Consider the following 14,999-nt stretch of genomic DNA (forward strand, 5'->3'; position numbering starts at 1 on the left):
CCTATTTCAGGACTAGACATGCTCCCTGCTTTTGCAGGGTGGGGGTTGTTGTGGCGAGGGAGCTTGCTCCCGCTCGGGTGCGTAGCGCCCGCATGCTTTTTGGGGCCGCTTCGCAGCCCAGCGGGAGCAAGCTCCCTCGCCACAAAACGCTCGCTCCTATAGGAGAAGTTTGTCGCGCAAGCTGTCGGACAATCCTTTGGGCGCCAGCCAAATGCCCAGGTAAGCCCTCGCCAGTTGATCATCAGCACTGCTGAACACCACCTGCCCATTGATCTCCAGGTTCAATCCACGTCCCGGACGAAAGTCCAGGGCATACCGATCACCGCTGCGGATATCGCGAAAGCTGGCGTGCAGTTTGTCTATTTCGGGCTTGAGGCGGGCGTTGGTCTGCTGGCGCTCCAGCGTGGCAGTGGCGGCTTTGATCACATCATTGCGGTCGATGTCGCGAAAGTAATACAGCGTCAGGCGCAGCGCTTTCTGTTGCGCCCAGGCCTGCTTGGCGCTCAAGTCGGACGGGGCATACAGCGCAGCCGCGTAAACATCCGCCCAGAGATAGGTGAGCACCGCCTGGTTTTTCAAGGTCAATTGCTGGGACTGCGCCGGAAAATCGGCTTGTTTCAGCCGATCCGCCTCATTGGCCTGCACCGTGATCGACAGCATCAGTAATAAACAGAAAGCGACATGTCGCATAATGGCCAGTCCTGCAAAGGGGCTTGCTGGCAGTGTAATTGCAATTTCCTGATGGTGTAGTAAAGGCAAGACTGGCCTACGACGCGACCAAGGGTTAATGTTCGCGGCGTTGAGCCTTATATAGACTGTGCCCCGGTTCACACACTTGAGCCGAATTGTCCTTCATGACCGCTGGCCGCGGCATGATTTAGCCCGGCGTCCAACCGTACGCCTGGCCTGTTCTGAGGAGTACGCATGGCTGTCTACAACTACGACGTGGTGGTACTGGGTTCCGGCCCGGCTGGAGAAGGTGCGGCGATGAACGCCGCCAAAGCTGGGCGCAAGGTGGCGATGGTCGATAGCCGTCGCCAGGTCGGCGGTAACTGCACCCACCTGGGCACCATCCCGTCCAAGGCCTTGCGTCACTCGGTGCGCCAGATCATGCAGTTCAACACCAACCCGATGTTCCGGGCCATTGGTGAGCCGCGCTGGTTTTCGTTCCCGGACGTGCTCAAGAGCGCCGAGAAAGTCATCTCCAAGCAAGTCGCCTCGCGTACCGGCTACTATGCCCGTAACCGCGTCGACTTGTTCTTCGGCACCGGCAGCTTTGCCGACGAGCAAACCATCGAAGTGGTCTGCCCCAATGGCGTGGTCGAGAAGCTGGTGGCCAAGCACATCATCATCGCCACCGGTTCGCGCCCGTACCGCCCGGCGGACATCGATTTCCACCATCCGCGTATCTACGATAGCGACACCATCCTGAGCCTGGGCCACACCCCGCGCAAACTGATCATCTACGGCGCCGGTGTGATCGGCTGTGAATACGCCTCGATCTTCAGCGGCCTGGGCGTGCTGGTGGAACTGGTGGACAACCGCGACCAGTTGCTGAGCTTCCTCGACTCGGAAATTTCCCAGGCGTTGAGCTACCACTTCAGCAACAACAACATCACCGTGCGTCATAACGAAGAGTACGAGCGCGTCGAAGGCCTGGATAACGGTGTGATCCTGCACCTCAAGTCCGGCAAGAAGATCAAGGCCGACGCCTTGCTGTGGTGCAACGGCCGTACCGGCAACACCGACAAGCTGGGCATGGAAAACATCGGGGTCAAGGTCAACAGCCGTGGCCAGATCGAAGTGGACGAGAACTACCGCACCTGCGTGGCGAACATCTACGGCGCCGGTGACGTGATCGGCTGGCCGAGCCTGGCCAGTGCGGCGCATGACCAGGGTCGCTCGGCCGCTGGCAGCATCGTCGACAATGGCAGCTGGCGCTACGTGAACGACGTGCCGACCGGGATCTACACGATTCCCGAGATCAGCTCGATCGGCAAGAACGAACACGAACTGACCAAGGCCAAAGTGCCTTACGAAGTGGGCAAGGCGTTCTTCAAGAGCATGGCGCGTGCGCAGATCGCCGGTGAGCCGCAAGGCATGCTGAAGATCCTGTTCCACCGTGAAACCCTGGAAGTCCTCGGCGTGCATTGCTTCGGCTATCAGGCCTCGGAGATCGTGCACATCGGCCAGGCGATCATGAACCAGCCGGGTGAACTCAATACCCTGAAGTATTTCGTCAACACCACGTTCAACTACCCGACCATGGCAGAAGCCTATCGGGTAGCGGCCTACGACGGCCTCAACCGGCTTTTTTGAGCGGCTCCGGCCGGTGGCCTGAGCCGGCCGGGGAGACCGATTTCAGTAATTCCCGAGAGTGGCAGTGGCCAAACCGGGAAAGTCTGTAATCAGGCTATCTACGCCGAAGTCGGCGAGCCTGCGCATCAGCGCAGGTTCGTTGACGGTCCATACGGACACGTGCAAACCCTGGCGCTGGGCTTTTTCCAGACGCTCAGGGGTGCACAGCGTCCAGTTCAACGCCAGAATCTCACAGCCGTAATTCTGCGCGACCTTCAGCGGGTCGAGCCAGGCGTATTCGGCCACCAGACCGCGTGACAGGTCGGGAGTGAGTTCAACTGCGGCTTTCAGTACTTCCCGCGAACTTGAGGTCACGGTGACCTTGTCCATCAGCCCGAAACGCACGGCCATTTCACGAATCGCCAGCACGGTGGTGGCGGCGCGGGTGCGCGAGGCGCTTTTGACTTCCAGTTGCCAGTGATCGAAGTCGCACTTTTCGAACAGTTCTTCCAGACGCGGAATCGGGCACGGCTTGACCCAGCCCGGACCGCCTTTGCGTGCGTCCATCTTCACCAGGTCGGCCGCGGAATACTCGACGACTTTGCCGCGCCGGTCGGCGGTGCGCTTGAGGGTCGGGTCGTGGATGACCATCAGCTCGCCGTCCATGGACAGGTGCAAATCCAGTTCGCAGCGGCGTACACCGTGCTTGAGGCACTCCTGGAAGCTGGTCAGGGTGTTTTCCGGTGCTTCGCCTTTGGCACCGCGGTGGCCGTAGATCAGGGTCACAGTTGCTCCTTTACGCCAGGTGGTCTGGCGGGGTGAATTCGAGGGTTCAAGTGTCTTGGGCGTCGCTCTGTTCCCGCGCCAGGCGGCGTTCCTGGGCCTGTTTCTGCAGGATGTAGCGCGCCAGCAGTTGGCGTTGGGCGTCGGTCATGGCTTCGAATTCCGTGCCGACATCAAAGCCTGCGCCTTTGGGGTCGCAATGGGTGACGCGCGCGCGCAGCAACAAGCCGAGCGCCTGGGGCATCAGCACCAGTTTCACCGCAAGGTGTGCGCCAGCCGGCAGGGGCGTGGGGTGTTGGAAGTCGATACCGCCTTCGGAAATGATCACCGGCTGCGGTGCGCCGACCTCATCCAGCAGGCCGCGCGCCATGATCTGGCTGAGCAGGTCCAGGCGTTTGTTCTGCACGCGAAGGAAGGCGGCGAGGGTGCGATCCTTCTCGCTGAGCTGGCGCAGCAGGTGCTGGGCTTCGAATTCGCTCAGGTGCAATTCACTGAGTAAATTGAACAGCGGAGAATCATCCAGCAACACTTCCTTGCTCGCCGCCTCGGGGGCAGACAGGCTTTTGATTTGAAGTGCGATCATGTCGTCGATACGGTAGTATTCGCGGCGTTCTTCTTCATCTAATGTCGACATGGCGAACCCCAGCTAGCGGTAATGGTCAGAGTGTAAAGCTGCTTACCAGACCCCGCCACCGGGACGTCTTCTTTTCCTCCGAACAAGCCCCGACATGTTCAGACCTCTCTTCGTATTTATTGGCACGCGTTATACCCGTGCAAAGCGTCGCAATCATTTTGTGTCGTTCATTTCCCTGACCTCGATGATCGGGCTCGCCTTGGGCGTGGTCGTGATGATCGTGGTGCTGTCGGTGATGAACGGCTTCGATCATGAGATGCGCACCCGCGTGCTGGGCATGGTGCCCCACGCGACCATCGAGGGCGATGCGCCCATCAGTGACTGGCAAAGCCTGGCCGACAAGGTCAAGCAGAACCCCAAGGTGCTGGCCGTCGCGCCATTCACCCAGATGCAGGGGTTGCTGACCCATGACGGCAAGGTGCAGAAGATCCTGCTCAATGCCATCGACCCGGTCCAGGAACGCAACGTCTCGATCATCGACAAGTTCATGCTGCAGGGCAAACTCGACGACCTGGCGCCCGGCAGCTTCGGCATTGTCATCGGCGACAAGGCGGCGGCCAAACTCGGCGTGGGCCTCGGCGACAAGCTGACCTTCGTCGCGCCGGAAGTCACCGTGACCCCGGCGGGCATGTTCCCGCGCATGAAGCGCTTTACCGTGGTCGGCACTTTCCACGTTGGCGCTGGCGAGATCGACGGCTACCTAGGCCTGACCAACCTCACCGACCTGGCGCGCCTGCATCGCTGGCAGCCGGACCAGGTGCAGGGCTTGCGCCTCAAGTTCGCCGACTTGTTCGATGCGCCGCGCGGCGCCTGGGAAATCGCCCAGCACCTGGGTGAAAGCCAGTACTACGCCCGCGACTGGACCCGTACCCACGGCAACCTGTACCAGGCCATCCGCATGGAAAAAGCCATGATCGGCCTGCTGTTGCTGCTGATCGTCGCCGTGGCGGCCTTCAACATCATCTCCACGCTGGTGATGGTGGTGAACGACAAGAAGGGCGATATCGCCATCCTGCGTACTCTCGGCGCCACGCCGGGGCAGATCATGGCGATCTTCATGGTGCAGGGCACCGTGATCGGCGTGGTCGGTACCCTGATCGGTACGGCCGTCGGCATTTTGGCCGCGCTGAACGTGAGCGCCGCCATCGCCGGCCTCGAAACCCTGATCGGCCACAAGTTTCTCAACGCCGACGTCTACTTCATCGACTACTTGCCGTCCCAGGTTCAGGCCCAGGACGTGTTGATGGTGGGCGGCGCTGCGTTGGTCCTGAGTTTCCTTGCCACCCTGTATCCAGCCTGGCGCGCGGCACGTACCCAGCCAGCACAGGCCTTACGTTATGAGTGAATCGGGCATGAGTGAAAAAGCAATCCTGAGCTGCCGCGACCTGGGCAAATCCTACGAGGAAGGCCCGGAGTCGGTGGTGGTGCTGTCCAACCTGCAACTTGAGCTGCACCCAGGCGAGCGCGTAGCGATCGTGGGCAGTTCCGGTTCCGGTAAAAGTACCTTGCTGAACCTGTTGGGCGGCCTTGATACGCCGTCCCAGGGCAGCGTGTGGCTGGCCGGTGAAGAACTGTCGGCCCTCGGTGAAAAGGCTCGCGGCCAGCTGCGCAACCGTTCGCTGGGCTTTGTGTATCAGTTCCACCACCTGTTGCCGGAGTTCACCGCCCTGGAAAACGTGTGCATGCCGCTGCTGATCGGCAAGACCGCGATCCCGCAAGCCCGCCAGCGTGCCAAAGCGCTGCTGGAGCGCGTTGGCCTCGGCCATCGCCTGGAGCACAAACCGGCCGAGTTGTCCGGCGGCGAGCGCCAGCGTGTGGCCATCGCTCGCGCCTTGGTGAACAACCCAGGGTTGGTGATGCTCGATGAGCCGACCGGCAACCTCGACTCCCACACCGCCCAGGGCATCAAGGACTTGATGCTGGAACTGAGCACCCAGATGCGCACCGCGTTCCTGGTGGTGACCCATGACATGAGCATGGCCCGCCAGATGGACCGTGTGTTGCACCTGCAGGAAGGTCATCTGGTCGCCATCTGACCCGTTTCAAGCCCGGCGCTTCAAGCGCCGGGCTTTTTCATTTTTTCAGGCGGTGCAAGCGAATGTTCAGACCGTTATCGATTTTCATCGGCACGCGCTATACCCGCGCCAAGCGCCGCAACCGTTTTGTCTCGTTTATCTCGATGACCTCGATGATCGGCCTTGCCCTGGGCGTGTTGGCGATGATTGTGGTGTTGTCGGTGATGAACGGCTTCCAGCGCGAAATGAGCTCGCGCATCCTCGGCATGGTGCCTCACGCGACCATCGTCGGCGTGAATCCGATTAACGATTGGCAGCCGGTGGCCGCCGCCGCGATGAAGAATCCGGAAGTGACCGCCGCCGTACCTTTCACGCAAATGGACGGCATGTTCTCCTACAAGGGCGCCATGCAGCCGATCGAGATCAGCGGTATCGACCCGGCGCAGGAAGGCAAGGTGTCGATCGTGGCCCAGCATATCGTGCGCGGCAGTCTGGAAGACTTGAAACCCGGCGAGTTTGGCGTGGTGGTCGGCGAAATCACGGCTCGGCGCTTCCGTCTGAATGTGGGCGACAAAGTGACCCTGATCGTGCCGGAAATCAGCACCGCACCGGGCGGCATCACCCCGCGCATGCAGCGTTTGAACGTGGTGGGCATCTTCAAGGTTGGTGCTGAACTGGACGGCTCCATGGCCATGATCCACATGGCCGACGCCGCAGAGATCCAGCACTGGCAGCCGAACCAGGTGCAAAGCGTGCGCCTGGCGGTGAAAGACCTGTACGCGGCCCCCAAGGTCTCATCGGACATCGCCGCCAGCCTGGGCGCCGCCTACAAGCCTGACGACTGGACCCACACCCAGGGCAGCCTGTTCAGCGCGATGAAGATGGAAAAGACCATGATCGGCCTGCTGTTGCTGATGATTGTCGCGGTGGCCGCGTTCAACATCATTGCCACCTTGATCATGGTGGTGAACGACAAGGGCGCGGACATTGCGATTTTGCGCACCATCGGCGCGACGCCACGGCAGATCATGGCGATCTTCATGGTGCAGGGCACGGTGATCGGTATCGTCGGTACATTGATCGGTGGCGTATTGGGCGTGATTGCCGCGCTGAACGTCAGTGAACTGGTGGGCTGGGTGGAGAGGGTTACCGGGCAGCATATCTTCAGTTCGGACGTGTACTTTGTCAGCAACCTGCCTTCGGAACTGCAGGGTGGGGATGTGCTGCTGATCTGCACGGCCGGGTTTGTGTTGAGCTTTCTGGCGACGCTGTATCCGGCGTATCGGGCGGCGAAGATTGAGCCGGCGCATGCCCTGAGATATTCGTAAACTTCAGACCGCTCCCACATTTTGATTTGTGAATACATTCAAATGTGGGAGCGGGCTTGCTCGCGAAAAGGCCGGCCCAGCTTGCATCAAACTTCGGTCGGCAACTCAATCACAAACCTTGTCCATCCCGCCCCAGATTCACAATAAATCCTCCCGCCATGTGCCCGCACAATCGACTGGGTAATCGCCAGCCCCAATCCCGCATGCTCACTGCTGCCTTCATGGCGTGCCGGGTCTGCCCGGTAGAAGCGGTCAAACAACCTCGGCAGCAACTCCGTTGGAATGCCATCCCCGGTGTTCTCCACTGAAAGCCTCACGCCATCCTCGATTCGCACACGCACTTCGCCACCCGGTGGTGTAAATCGCAGTGCGTTATCCAGCAGATTCGACAGTGCCCGGCGCAACATCCCACGATCACCCGTCGTACGGGCCGTGCCCTCACGCACCAGGCTGATCTGTCCGTCCTCTGCCAGCAATGTAAAAAACTCCAATAGCGCGTCGACTTCATCCGCCAGCACCAAGGTTTCACGCTTGGGCATCAACAAGCCGTGATCCGCCTTGGCCAGGTACAGCATGTCGTTGACCAACTGCGCCATCCATTGCAGTTCTTCCAGGTTGCTGTGCAGCGCCTCGCGGTAGTCCTCCAGCGGCCGTGGCTGGGTGAGGATGACCTGGGTCTGGGTCAGCAGGTTCGACAGCGGCGTGCGCAGTTCGTGGGCAATGTCGGCGGAAAACGCTGAAAGGCGCTGGAATGCGTCGTCGAGTCGGCCGAGCATGGCGTTGAAGGCTTGGGCCAGGTCCGCCAGTTCCGTGGGCATTTCCTGTTGAGGCAAACGTTGGGTCAAGGAGTGTGCCGACACACTGGCGGCCACTTCGCCCATGCGTCGAAGTGGCCGCAACCCGCTGCGCGCAGCCCAGGCGCCGAGCAGGGCGGTCGCCAGGGCCGATAGGCCGACAGTGAGCCAGATCAGGTGCTGCATGCGCTGCAAAAAGTGCTGATGGTGAGTAATGTCGAGCATCAAGCTCAGTTGCGGTGAGTCGGGTTGGCCTGCCCTCAACGGCGCGTTGTAGACCCGGTAGTCGGTGTCGGCGTTTTGCAGGCTGTGCAGGCCGGGTGCCTCGGGCAAGGTCACGCTTGGTGCATCGTCCAGCCAGCGTTGGCCGGCGGCGGTGATGCGCAGGGTAAGGTCGGGCTGGCGACTGAGTTCGGTGCGCAATTGCGCTTCACGCCGGGCGAAGGCCTCCGGCGAGTCGACACCTTGCAAGGTACTGCGCAGCGCCACCAGTTTGCTGTCGAGTTGCTGCTGGTCCAACTCAATGAAGTGCGCCTCGCTGGCGCGATTGAACAGCACCCCGGCGATCAGCGACACCACGGCGGTACAGGCGGCAAACAGCAGCGCCAGGCGGCTGGCCAGGGACAGGCGCTTGATCAATTGACCCGCTCCTCCAGCACATAACCCATGCCGCGTACTGTGTGGATCAGCTTGTTGGGGAAGTTGTCGTCGACTTTCAGACGCAGGCGGCGGATCGCCACTTCGATGATGTTGGTGTCGCTGTCGAAGTTCATGTCCCACACCTGAGAAGCGATCAGCGATTTGGGCAGCACTTCGCCTTGGCGGCGCAGCAGCAGTTCCAGCAGGGAGAATTCCTTGGCGGTCAGGTCAATGCGTTGGCCGTCTCGCTCCACGCGGCGGCGGATCAGGTCCAGGCGCAGGTCGGCCAGTTGCAGCGCGGTTTCCTGCGGTGTGCTGCTGCCACGGCGCAACAGGCTGCGCACGCGGGCGAGCAGTTCGGAAAAGGCGAAGGGCTTGACCAAGTAATCGTCGGCGCCCAGCTCCAGGCCGTGTACGCGGTCTTCCACGGCGTCGCGGGCGGTGAGGAACAGCACCGGAATGTCCATGCCGGCGCTGCGCACGGCCTGGAGGATCTGCCAGCCGTCACGGCCCGGCAGCATCACGTCGAGGATCAACAGATCGTAGTCCCCGGTCAGCGCAAGGTGCTGGCCGCTGGTGCCATCGGCCACCAGTTCGGTCGTAAAACCCGCTTCGGCCAGGCCCTGGCGCAGGTAGTGGCCGGTTTTGGGTTGGTCTTCGACGATCAGCAGTTTCATGGGCAGCTCTTGGCAACGGTGGACGACGGCTTTATACCTTGGGTGCCAGGGCAGGGGAGCAACCTGACAAAGTTGTAATCTAGCAGTCAGCTGGCTGGCAGCGACGCAATCTTAGAGTGCTGCCCAAGCTGTTTATCTATTTTTGGAGAAGACCGATGGCGTTGCGTACACCCCTGTTGTTGGCGGGTTGCCTGTTGGCATTGAGTGTTGAAGCGATGGCTGATGCCGCCCACACCTATGCCTTCGGCGAAGCTGCGCCGGCGAGCAAAGCCACGCGTACCGTGGAAGTAACCCTGCAGGACATTTCCTTTTCGCCCAAGTCCCTTGACGTGAAAGCCGGTGAGACCGTGCGCTTTGTACTGGTCAACAAAGGCCAGTTGCTCCACGAATTCAACCTGGGCGACGCGGCGATGCATGCCGAACACCAGAAGGAAATGCTGCAGATGCAGGCCAGCGGCATGTTGACGGCAACGGGCATGGGCAAGATGGATCATACAGCCATGGGCCACGGTGCGATGAAACACGATGATCCCAATAGCGTACTGGTTGAGCCGGGCAAAACCGCCGAGCTGACCTGGACGTTCACTCAGGCAACGGGCCTGGAGTTTGCCTGCAACCTTCCGGGGCATTACCAGGCGGGCATGGTCGGCAAGCTCAACGTCGATTGATCCGCTGGCGCTTAGGCGCGGGGGCAAAGGCTGGTAGACTGGCGCGGTTTATTTAGCCAGGTTTCCGCCATGCATCCCGCAGCCGAACATTCGCCGCTGGGCAAGTCCAGTGAATACATCTCCACCTACACACCTTCGTTGCTGTTCCCGATCCCGCGTGCCGCCAAGTGGGCCGAGCTGGGCCTGAGCGCCGAAACCCTGCCTTACAAGGGCGTTGATTTCTGGAACTGCTTTGAACTGTCCTGGCTGCTGCCGTCGGGCAAGCCGGTGGTGGCCATCGGTGAGTTCAGCATTCCGGCCGACTCGCCGAACATCATCGAGTCCAAGTCGTTCAAGCTGTACCTCAACTCGCTGAACCAGACCGCGTTTGCCGATGCTGCCAGTCTGGAAACCACCTTGCGCACCGACCTCAGCGCTGCCGCCGGTGCGCCTGTGAGCGTGCGTATCCGCAGCCTGGCCGAGATCGAGGCCGAAGGCGTGATGGCGTTGCCGGGTGTATGCATCGATGATTTGGATATCAGCGTCAGCAACTACGAGCACCCGCGCCCGGAACTGCTGCGTTGCGATGACTCGCGCGTTGTCGAGGAGAGCGTGCACAGTCACCTGCTCAAATCCAACTGCCCGGTGACCAGCCAGCCGGACTGGGGCAGTGTGGTGGTGCAATACCGTGGTCACGCGTTGGATCACGCCAGCCTGCTGGAATACATCGTGAGCTTTCGCCAGCACTCGGACTTCCATGAGCAGTGCGTAGAGCGCATCTTCCTGGATTTGCAGCGCTTGCTGAAGCCGGAAAAGCTGACGGTGTACGCGCGGTATGTGCGGCGGGGTGGGTTGGATATCAACCCGTATCGCAGTACTGAGGATGTGGCGTTCCAGAACGTGCGCCTGGCTCGTCAGTAACATTGAAAAGCCCCGCGATTGCGGGGCTTTTTGCTATCAGATCCCGATATTGCCCAAGGTGATCATGATATTGCGCAGGGTCCCGGAAATCACCGGGTGCTCGGCATCGAACTCGATGGCCGCTTGATTCACATCGTCGGAAATACTCGGTGTTTGAGTGGCCGGCTCCAGTTCGAGTTGTAATTCGAACTTGGCAATCAAGGCTTCCAGCGCTTCACGTTTTTCTTCCGACAGCGGCGGTTCCTGTTCCAACTGCCCGCGCAGGATTTCGACCTGTTCTTCCAGTTTTTTGCGATCAGGCATGACGTGTTTCCTTTTATCGATAGGCACTGGCATAGACCGCGGCACGCCGAGAAAGGTCTACGGGCTGACCTGTAGATTAATCCACTGGCGTCGACTGTGCATGATCCGTGTCAGGGCTTCTCGCCTTTGAGCTGGCGCAGGCTGATGTCGGCCAGGCAGGTGCCGAGTTCGCCCAGGTGGTCGATCACCGAGTGCACACCCAGCCCGTAAAGGGCGACGGTGGCCTTGCCGCGCTTGTGCTCGCGTTCCGGTTCGCTCAGCGCCTGCCATTGTGCGGGCGCCATGCCGCACAGCGAACCGCAGGAGGCCAGGCCGATGGTCCACAACCCGGCGTTGAGCCCGGATTGCAGCAAGCGCGGTTCGCCGCTGACCAATACACAGCCTTCCAGGCGTTCAATGTTCAGTTGCATCAAGGCTTGCCAGCAGGCGTGGGGCGCAGGCCAGCGAATGGAGGAGGGTGGTGTCGCCTTGACCCACGCAGGCAGCGTGGCGGCCAGCGGGGTGGTGACGGCGGGAGGCAGTTCATCCAGCCAGGCGCACGGGACGCCTTGTTCCTTGAGACTGCGCAGGATGTTCAGGGCGCCGGGCGTAGCCTGGGATTCAAGGGAGGGCGAGTCGGTGCGAGCACGGGAACCGAAGTCCACCAGGCAGCCACTCAAGCCAAACAGGACGGCAGTCAAGGTGGGCGCGCTGGCGATGGCTATCTCGGCGTGAGGCATGTCGACATCCCTGAAATAGCTCTAACGCTATCGACTCAGGATGACAAGTCGATGACACAATTGTTATTTGTAGGAAAATTGTCCATTTTTGCTATGGCGTTTCCTAGTTGCTGCCTAATTGGCGACTTCCGTCATATACTGACGGCCTTATTCAGGGCATAGCGCCCATGACAGACCATTCAAGGAGCAAAAGCTATGCGCTGGAGCCACTACTTCGCTCAGCTGTCGGTGTGTGCCACTGTCTTGTTGGCACCTTTCGCCGCACAGGCTGCATCGGAAGATGATCCATGGGAAAGCGTCAACCGCCCGATCTTCACCTTTAACGACACCGTAGATACCTATGCCCTCAAGCCATTGGCTCAGGGCTATCAGTTCGTGACGCCGCAGTTCGTGCAGGATGGCATTCACAACTTCTTCCGCAACATCGGCGACGTAGGCAACCTGGCCAACAACGTGCTGCAGCTCAAGCCGCACAACGCCGGTGTCGACACCGCGCGTTTGCTGGTCAACACCACCTTCGGTGTGCTGGGCTTTATCGATGTCGGCACCAAAATGGGGCTGCAACGCAGCGATGAAGACTTCGGTCAGACCCTCGGCTACTGGGGCGTCGGCAGCGGTCCTTACGTGATGCTGCCCCTGCTCGGCCCAAGCACCTTGCGTGATGCGCCGTCCAAATACGTGGACAGCTACACCCAGCCGTACCGCTACATGAACGATATCGGCTGGCGCAACAGCACTTTTGGCCTGAATATCGTCGACACCCGTGCGAGCCTGCTCGACAGCGAGAAGCTGATCACCGGTGACAAGTACACCTTCATTCGTAACGCTTACCTGCAGAACCGCGAGTTCAAGGTCAAGGACGGCAAGGTCGTCGACGACTTCTAAGCCGTGACGTTTTGAAATGAAAAAGGCGACCTCAGCGGTCGCCTTTTTTGTGCGTGGGATTCAACGCATTTTCAAGATCTTGAGGCCCAGGTGTTGGTCTTCTCCCCTGGCCTTGGCCCACACCACCTCGGTATCGGCCTCCAGGCCCTTCAGTGCGGCGTGCTCCGAATCGATGCGCACGGTCAGCAGGTCGCCTACGTTGAACTGGCGAGGCGCCTGCACCTGCATGCCGGAACTGGAAAGGTCCACACAAACCCCGGCAATTTCTTGCCCTGCATGGATCAGGGATACGTCTGCATCCACACGCATGCGGATGAAATCGCGTTTTTCGGCGTAGTCGCGCTCGTGTTCGCTCATGGGCTTCATCCTTACTTTGTGTTGTGGTCGTGCCTGTTCTTATAACTCCCGGTGATTTGCGGTGTAAAGACGCCCGGCGACCATCGGCATGAGCTTGAAACCCCTGACGGATGGGAGTACCGTCTGCGCCTTAGAAGGGCACCTCTGCTTTACCGTTGTGCATGGGCGAAATCCCAATGCTTTGTAGGACAGAGAGGCTAGAAAGCGAATCCAGTACGTGAGCCCGGCCATTGTCGCGCCACCTACGCCAACCTAATTCTGGCGCCGTTTGCCCACATGCAAAAAACCAGTGCCACGCTGCTGATAATCGATGACGACGAAGTAGTGCGCGCGAGCCTCGCGGCCTATTTGGAAGACAGTGGCTTCAGCGTCCTGCAGGCCAGCAATGGCCAACAGGGTCTCCAGGTATTCGAGCGCGACCAGCCCGACCTTGTGATCTGCGACTTGCGCATGCCCCAGATGGGCGGCTTGGAGCTGATTCGCCAGGTGACTGAGCTCGCCCCGCAGACACCGGTGATCGTGGTATCGGGTGCCGGGGTGATGAACGATGCTGTCGAGGCTTTGCGCCTGGGCGCCGCCGACTACCTGATCAAGCCCCTGGAAGACCTGGCGGTGCTGGAGCACTCGGTGCGCCGTGCCCTGGATCGTGCACGCCTGCTGGTGGAGAACCAGCGCTACCGCGAAAAGCTCGAAACCGCCAACCGCGAACTCGAAGCCAGCCTCAACCTGCTCCAGGAAGACCAGAATGCCGGTCGCCAGGTGCAGATGAACATGCTGCCGGTCAGCCCCTGGACCATCGACGACTTCCAGTTTGCCCACCAGATCATCCCGTCGTTGTACCTGTCGGGTGATTTTGTTGATTACTTCCGTGTGGATGAGCGACGTGTGGCGTTCTACCTGGCGGACGTTTCCGGCCACGGTGCGTCCTCTGCTTTTGTCACCGTGTTGTTGAAGTTCATGACCACACGGTTGCTGTTCGAATCCAAGCGCAATGGCACCTTGCCGGAGTTCACCCCCTCCGAGGTGCTGGGCCACATCAACCGGGGCCTGATCAGCTGCAAGCTGGGCAAGCACGTGACGATGGTTGGCGGCGTGATTGACGAAGAAACCGGTCTTTTGACCTACAGCATCGGTGGTCACCTGCCGATGCCGGTTTTATACACTCCTGACAGTGTGCGTTACCTGGAAGGGCGTGGTCTGCCGGTTGGCTTGTTCAATGAAGCCACCTATGAAGACCATATCCTGGAACTGCCGCCGACGTTCAGCCTCACGCTGATGTCAGACGGCATCCTGGACCTTCTTCCAGAGCCTACACTCAAAGAGAAAGAAGCCGCCTTGCCCCAAAAGGTCAAGTCGGCGGGCGGCAGCCTGGATGGCCTGCGGCAGGTTTTTGGATTGGCCACGCTAGGGGAGATGCCGGATGATATCGCCCTATTGGTGTTGAGCAGGAATCTTTGATGAGTACCGGAAGAATCCAATTCGCCGAGCAAGACGGGACCTTCGTCCTGAAATTTGTCGGTGAAGTGCGCCTGACCTTGTGTTCGGCGCTGGATGCGACGATTGAGCGGATCTTCACAGCGTTGAATTTCTCGGCGATCGTGATCGATCTGACCGAAACCCGCAGCATCGATAGCACCACCCTTGGCTTGCTGGCCAAATTGTCCATTCTGTCTCGGCAGAAGGTCGGCCTGCTGCCGACTGTGGTCACCACCCACGAAGACATCACGCGTCTGTTGCAGTCCATGGGCTTCGACCAGGTGTTCAACATCGTTGACCGCCCGATTCCGTGCCCGGAATGCCTGACCGACCTGCCGTCCCAGGACCAGTCCGAGGAAGTGGTGCGGGTCAAGGTGTTGGAAGCGCACAAGATCCTGATGGGCCTCAACGAGTCCAATCGCGAAGCGTTCCACGACCTGGTGAATGCGCTGGAGCGGCATTGATCTAGACGAATTCGAAGCATAAAAAAGGGCGGTCCCCGTGAGGGTGACCGCCCTTTTTG

Annotated in this window: 17 protein-coding genes; 9 read left to right on the forward strand and 8 right to left on the reverse strand. The window is 60.2% G+C overall.

Translation table 11 applies throughout. The features are described 5' to 3' along the window. Nucleotides 1–156: 156 nt before the first annotated feature. Nucleotides 157–690, reverse strand: coding sequence for a chalcone isomerase family protein (locus HX812_RS15140; RefSeq protein ID WP_038850354.1), 534 nt, complete (start codon nt 688–690; stop codon nt 157–159). A 234-nt stretch (nt 691–924) separates the two neighbouring features. On the opposite strand from HX812_RS15140, the gene sthA reads away from it, so the two are divergent. Beyond that, on the forward strand, nt 925–2,319 hold the full coding sequence (sthA, locus tag HX812_RS15145; protein ID WP_016975273.1) for a Si-specific NAD(P)(+) transhydrogenase: 1,395 nt from the start codon (nt 925–927) through the stop codon (nt 2,317–2,319). A 42-nt stretch (nt 2,320–2,361) separates the two neighbouring features. Here the strand turns inward: sthA and HX812_RS15150 are convergent, their stop codons facing one another. Further along, entirely contained in the window at nt 2,362–3,084 is a 723-nt protein-coding gene (locus tag HX812_RS15150; RefSeq protein ID WP_016975274.1) for a glycerophosphodiester phosphodiesterase, read from the reverse strand. 46 nt (nt 3,085–3,130) lie between these two features. Further along, nucleotides 3,131–3,715, reverse strand: coding sequence for a PilZ domain-containing protein (locus HX812_RS15155; RefSeq protein WP_033902569.1), 585 nt, complete (start codon nt 3,713–3,715; stop codon nt 3,131–3,133). 94 nt (nt 3,716–3,809) lie between these two features. Here HX812_RS15155 and HX812_RS15160 point away from each other — a divergent pair, with 94 nt between their 5' ends. The 3 genes from HX812_RS15160 (at nt 3,810) to HX812_RS15170 (ending at nt 7,058) form a co-directional block, all read left to right on the forward strand. After that, on the forward strand, nt 3,810–5,060 hold the full coding sequence (locus HX812_RS15160; RefSeq protein WP_038850355.1) for a lipoprotein-releasing ABC transporter permease subunit: 1,251 nt from the start codon (nt 3,810–3,812) through the stop codon (nt 5,058–5,060). Nucleotides 5,061–5,067: 7 nt separating this feature from the next. Then, complete coding sequence (lolD, locus tag HX812_RS15165) at nt 5,068–5,751, forward strand: lipoprotein-releasing ABC transporter ATP-binding protein LolD (protein ID WP_167351254.1); 684 nt, start codon at nt 5,068–5,070, stop codon at nt 5,749–5,751. 62 nt (nt 5,752–5,813) lie between these two features. Then, nucleotides 5,814–7,058 (forward strand): lipoprotein-releasing ABC transporter permease subunit, encoded by a 1,245-nt coding sequence (locus HX812_RS15170; RefSeq protein WP_033902566.1) that lies wholly within the window; start codon nt 5,814–5,816, stop codon nt 7,056–7,058. Nucleotides 7,059–7,144: 86 nt separating this feature from the next. Here the strand turns inward: HX812_RS15170 and HX812_RS15175 are convergent, their stop codons facing one another. Continuing rightward, nucleotides 7,145–8,491, reverse strand: coding sequence for a heavy metal sensor histidine kinase (locus tag HX812_RS15175; RefSeq protein WP_038850356.1), 1,347 nt, complete (start codon nt 8,489–8,491; stop codon nt 7,145–7,147). Then, entirely contained in the window at nt 8,488–9,168 is a 681-nt protein-coding gene (locus tag HX812_RS15180; RefSeq protein ID WP_038850357.1) for a heavy metal response regulator transcription factor, read from the reverse strand. The genes HX812_RS15175 and HX812_RS15180 overlap by 4 nt, the downstream gene beginning before the upstream one ends. A 155-nt stretch (nt 9,169–9,323) precedes the next feature. Here HX812_RS15180 and HX812_RS15185 point away from each other — a divergent pair, with 155 nt between their 5' ends. Continuing rightward, nucleotides 9,324–9,836, forward strand: coding sequence for a plastocyanin/azurin family copper-binding protein (locus HX812_RS15185; protein ID WP_038850358.1), 513 nt, complete (start codon nt 9,324–9,326; stop codon nt 9,834–9,836). A gap of 69 nt (nt 9,837–9,905) precedes the next feature. After that, the gene (gene queF / locus HX812_RS15190; RefSeq protein WP_038850359.1) at nt 9,906–10,736 is read left to right on the forward strand and encodes an NADPH-dependent 7-cyano-7-deazaguanine reductase QueF; all 831 of its coding nucleotides are present in this window, start codon (nt 9,906–9,908) and stop codon (nt 10,734–10,736) included. A 36-nt stretch (nt 10,737–10,772) separates the two neighbouring features. Here the strand turns inward: queF and HX812_RS15195 are convergent, their stop codons facing one another. Both HX812_RS15195 and HX812_RS15200 read right to left on the reverse strand, forming a co-directional pair. Continuing rightward, nucleotides 10,773–11,039: a DUF4404 family protein gene (locus HX812_RS15195; RefSeq protein WP_005786202.1), complete on the reverse strand. Its 267-nt coding sequence runs from the start codon at nt 11,037–11,039 to the stop codon at nt 10,773–10,775. 110 nt (nt 11,040–11,149) lie between these two features. Next, nucleotides 11,150–11,758 carry a hypothetical protein gene (locus HX812_RS15200; RefSeq protein WP_038850360.1) on the reverse strand — a complete coding sequence of 203 codons (609 nt, stop codon included), beginning with the start codon at nt 11,756–11,758 and terminating at the stop codon, nt 11,150–11,152. Nucleotides 11,759–11,953: 195 nt separating this feature from the next. Between HX812_RS15200 and HX812_RS15205 the strand changes: the two genes are divergently transcribed. Continuing rightward, nucleotides 11,954–12,643: a VacJ family lipoprotein gene (locus tag HX812_RS15205; protein ID WP_010212030.1), complete on the forward strand. Its 690-nt coding sequence runs from the start codon at nt 11,954–11,956 to the stop codon at nt 12,641–12,643. Between the two features lie 60 nt (nt 12,644–12,703). On the opposite strand, the gene HX812_RS15210 is transcribed toward HX812_RS15205, so the two are convergent. Beyond that, nucleotides 12,704–13,000 (reverse strand): PilZ domain-containing protein, encoded by a 297-nt coding sequence (locus tag HX812_RS15210; RefSeq protein ID WP_038850361.1) that lies wholly within the window; start codon nt 12,998–13,000, stop codon nt 12,704–12,706. A gap of 276 nt (nt 13,001–13,276) precedes the next feature. Between HX812_RS15210 and rssB the strand changes: the two genes are divergently transcribed. Continuing rightward, nucleotides 13,277–14,458 carry a two-component system response regulator RssB gene (rssB, locus tag HX812_RS15215; protein ID WP_016975286.1) on the forward strand — a complete coding sequence of 394 codons (1,182 nt, stop codon included), beginning with the start codon at nt 13,277–13,279 and terminating at the stop codon, nt 14,456–14,458. Next, nucleotides 14,458–14,940, forward strand: coding sequence for an anti-sigma factor antagonist RssC (gene rssC, locus HX812_RS15220; RefSeq protein ID WP_003172602.1), 483 nt, complete (start codon nt 14,458–14,460; stop codon nt 14,938–14,940). Before rssB ends, rssC begins: the two co-directional genes overlap by 1 nt. Nucleotides 14,941–14,999: the final 59 nt, after the last annotated feature.

It is taken from the genome of Pseudomonas sp. IPO3749 (assembly GCF_013386605.1).
Lineage (GTDB): Bacteria > Pseudomonadota > Gammaproteobacteria > Pseudomonadales > Pseudomonadaceae > Aquipseudomonas > Aquipseudomonas azotoformans_A.

Bases quoted from the DNA above. Each gene is read 5' to 3' on its own strand.
- HX812_RS15140 (WP_038850354.1), bottom strand. From the start codon at position 690: ATGCGACATGTCGCTTTCTGTTTATTACTGATGCTGTCGATCACGGTG.
- sthA (WP_016975273.1), top strand. From the start codon at position 925: ATGGCTGTCTACAACTACGACGTGGTGGTACTGGGTTCCGGCCCGGCT.
- HX812_RS15155 (WP_033902569.1), bottom strand. From the start codon at position 3,715: ATGTCGACATTAGATGAAGAAGAACGCCGCGAATACTACCGTATCGAC.
- HX812_RS15160 (WP_038850355.1), top strand. From the start codon at position 3,810: ATGTTCAGACCTCTCTTCGTATTTATTGGCACGCGTTATACCCGTGCA.
- lolD (WP_167351254.1), top strand. From the start codon at position 5,068: ATGAGTGAAAAAGCAATCCTGAGCTGCCGCGACCTGGGCAAATCCTAC.
- HX812_RS15170 (WP_033902566.1), top strand. From the start codon at position 5,814: ATGTTCAGACCGTTATCGATTTTCATCGGCACGCGCTATACCCGCGCC.
- HX812_RS15180 (WP_038850357.1), bottom strand. From the start codon at position 9,168: ATGAAACTGCTGATCGTCGAAGACCAACCCAAAACCGGCCACTACCTG.
- HX812_RS15185 (WP_038850358.1), top strand. From the start codon at position 9,324: ATGGCGTTGCGTACACCCCTGTTGTTGGCGGGTTGCCTGTTGGCATTG.
- queF (WP_038850359.1), top strand. From the start codon at position 9,906: ATGCATCCCGCAGCCGAACATTCGCCGCTGGGCAAGTCCAGTGAATAC.
- HX812_RS15195 (WP_005786202.1), bottom strand. From the start codon at position 11,039: ATGCCTGATCGCAAAAAACTGGAAGAACAGGTCGAAATCCTGCGCGGG.
- HX812_RS15200 (WP_038850360.1), bottom strand. From the start codon at position 11,758: ATGCCTCACGCCGAGATAGCCATCGCCAGCGCGCCCACCTTGACTGCC.
- HX812_RS15205 (WP_010212030.1), top strand. From the start codon at position 11,954: ATGCGCTGGAGCCACTACTTCGCTCAGCTGTCGGTGTGTGCCACTGTC.
- HX812_RS15210 (WP_038850361.1), bottom strand. From the start codon at position 13,000: ATGAGCGAACACGAGCGCGACTACGCCGAAAAACGCGATTTCATCCGC.
- rssB (WP_016975286.1), top strand. From the start codon at position 13,277: ATGCAAAAAACCAGTGCCACGCTGCTGATAATCGATGACGACGAAGTA.
- rssC (WP_003172602.1), top strand. From the start codon at position 14,458: ATGAGTACCGGAAGAATCCAATTCGCCGAGCAAGACGGGACCTTCGTC.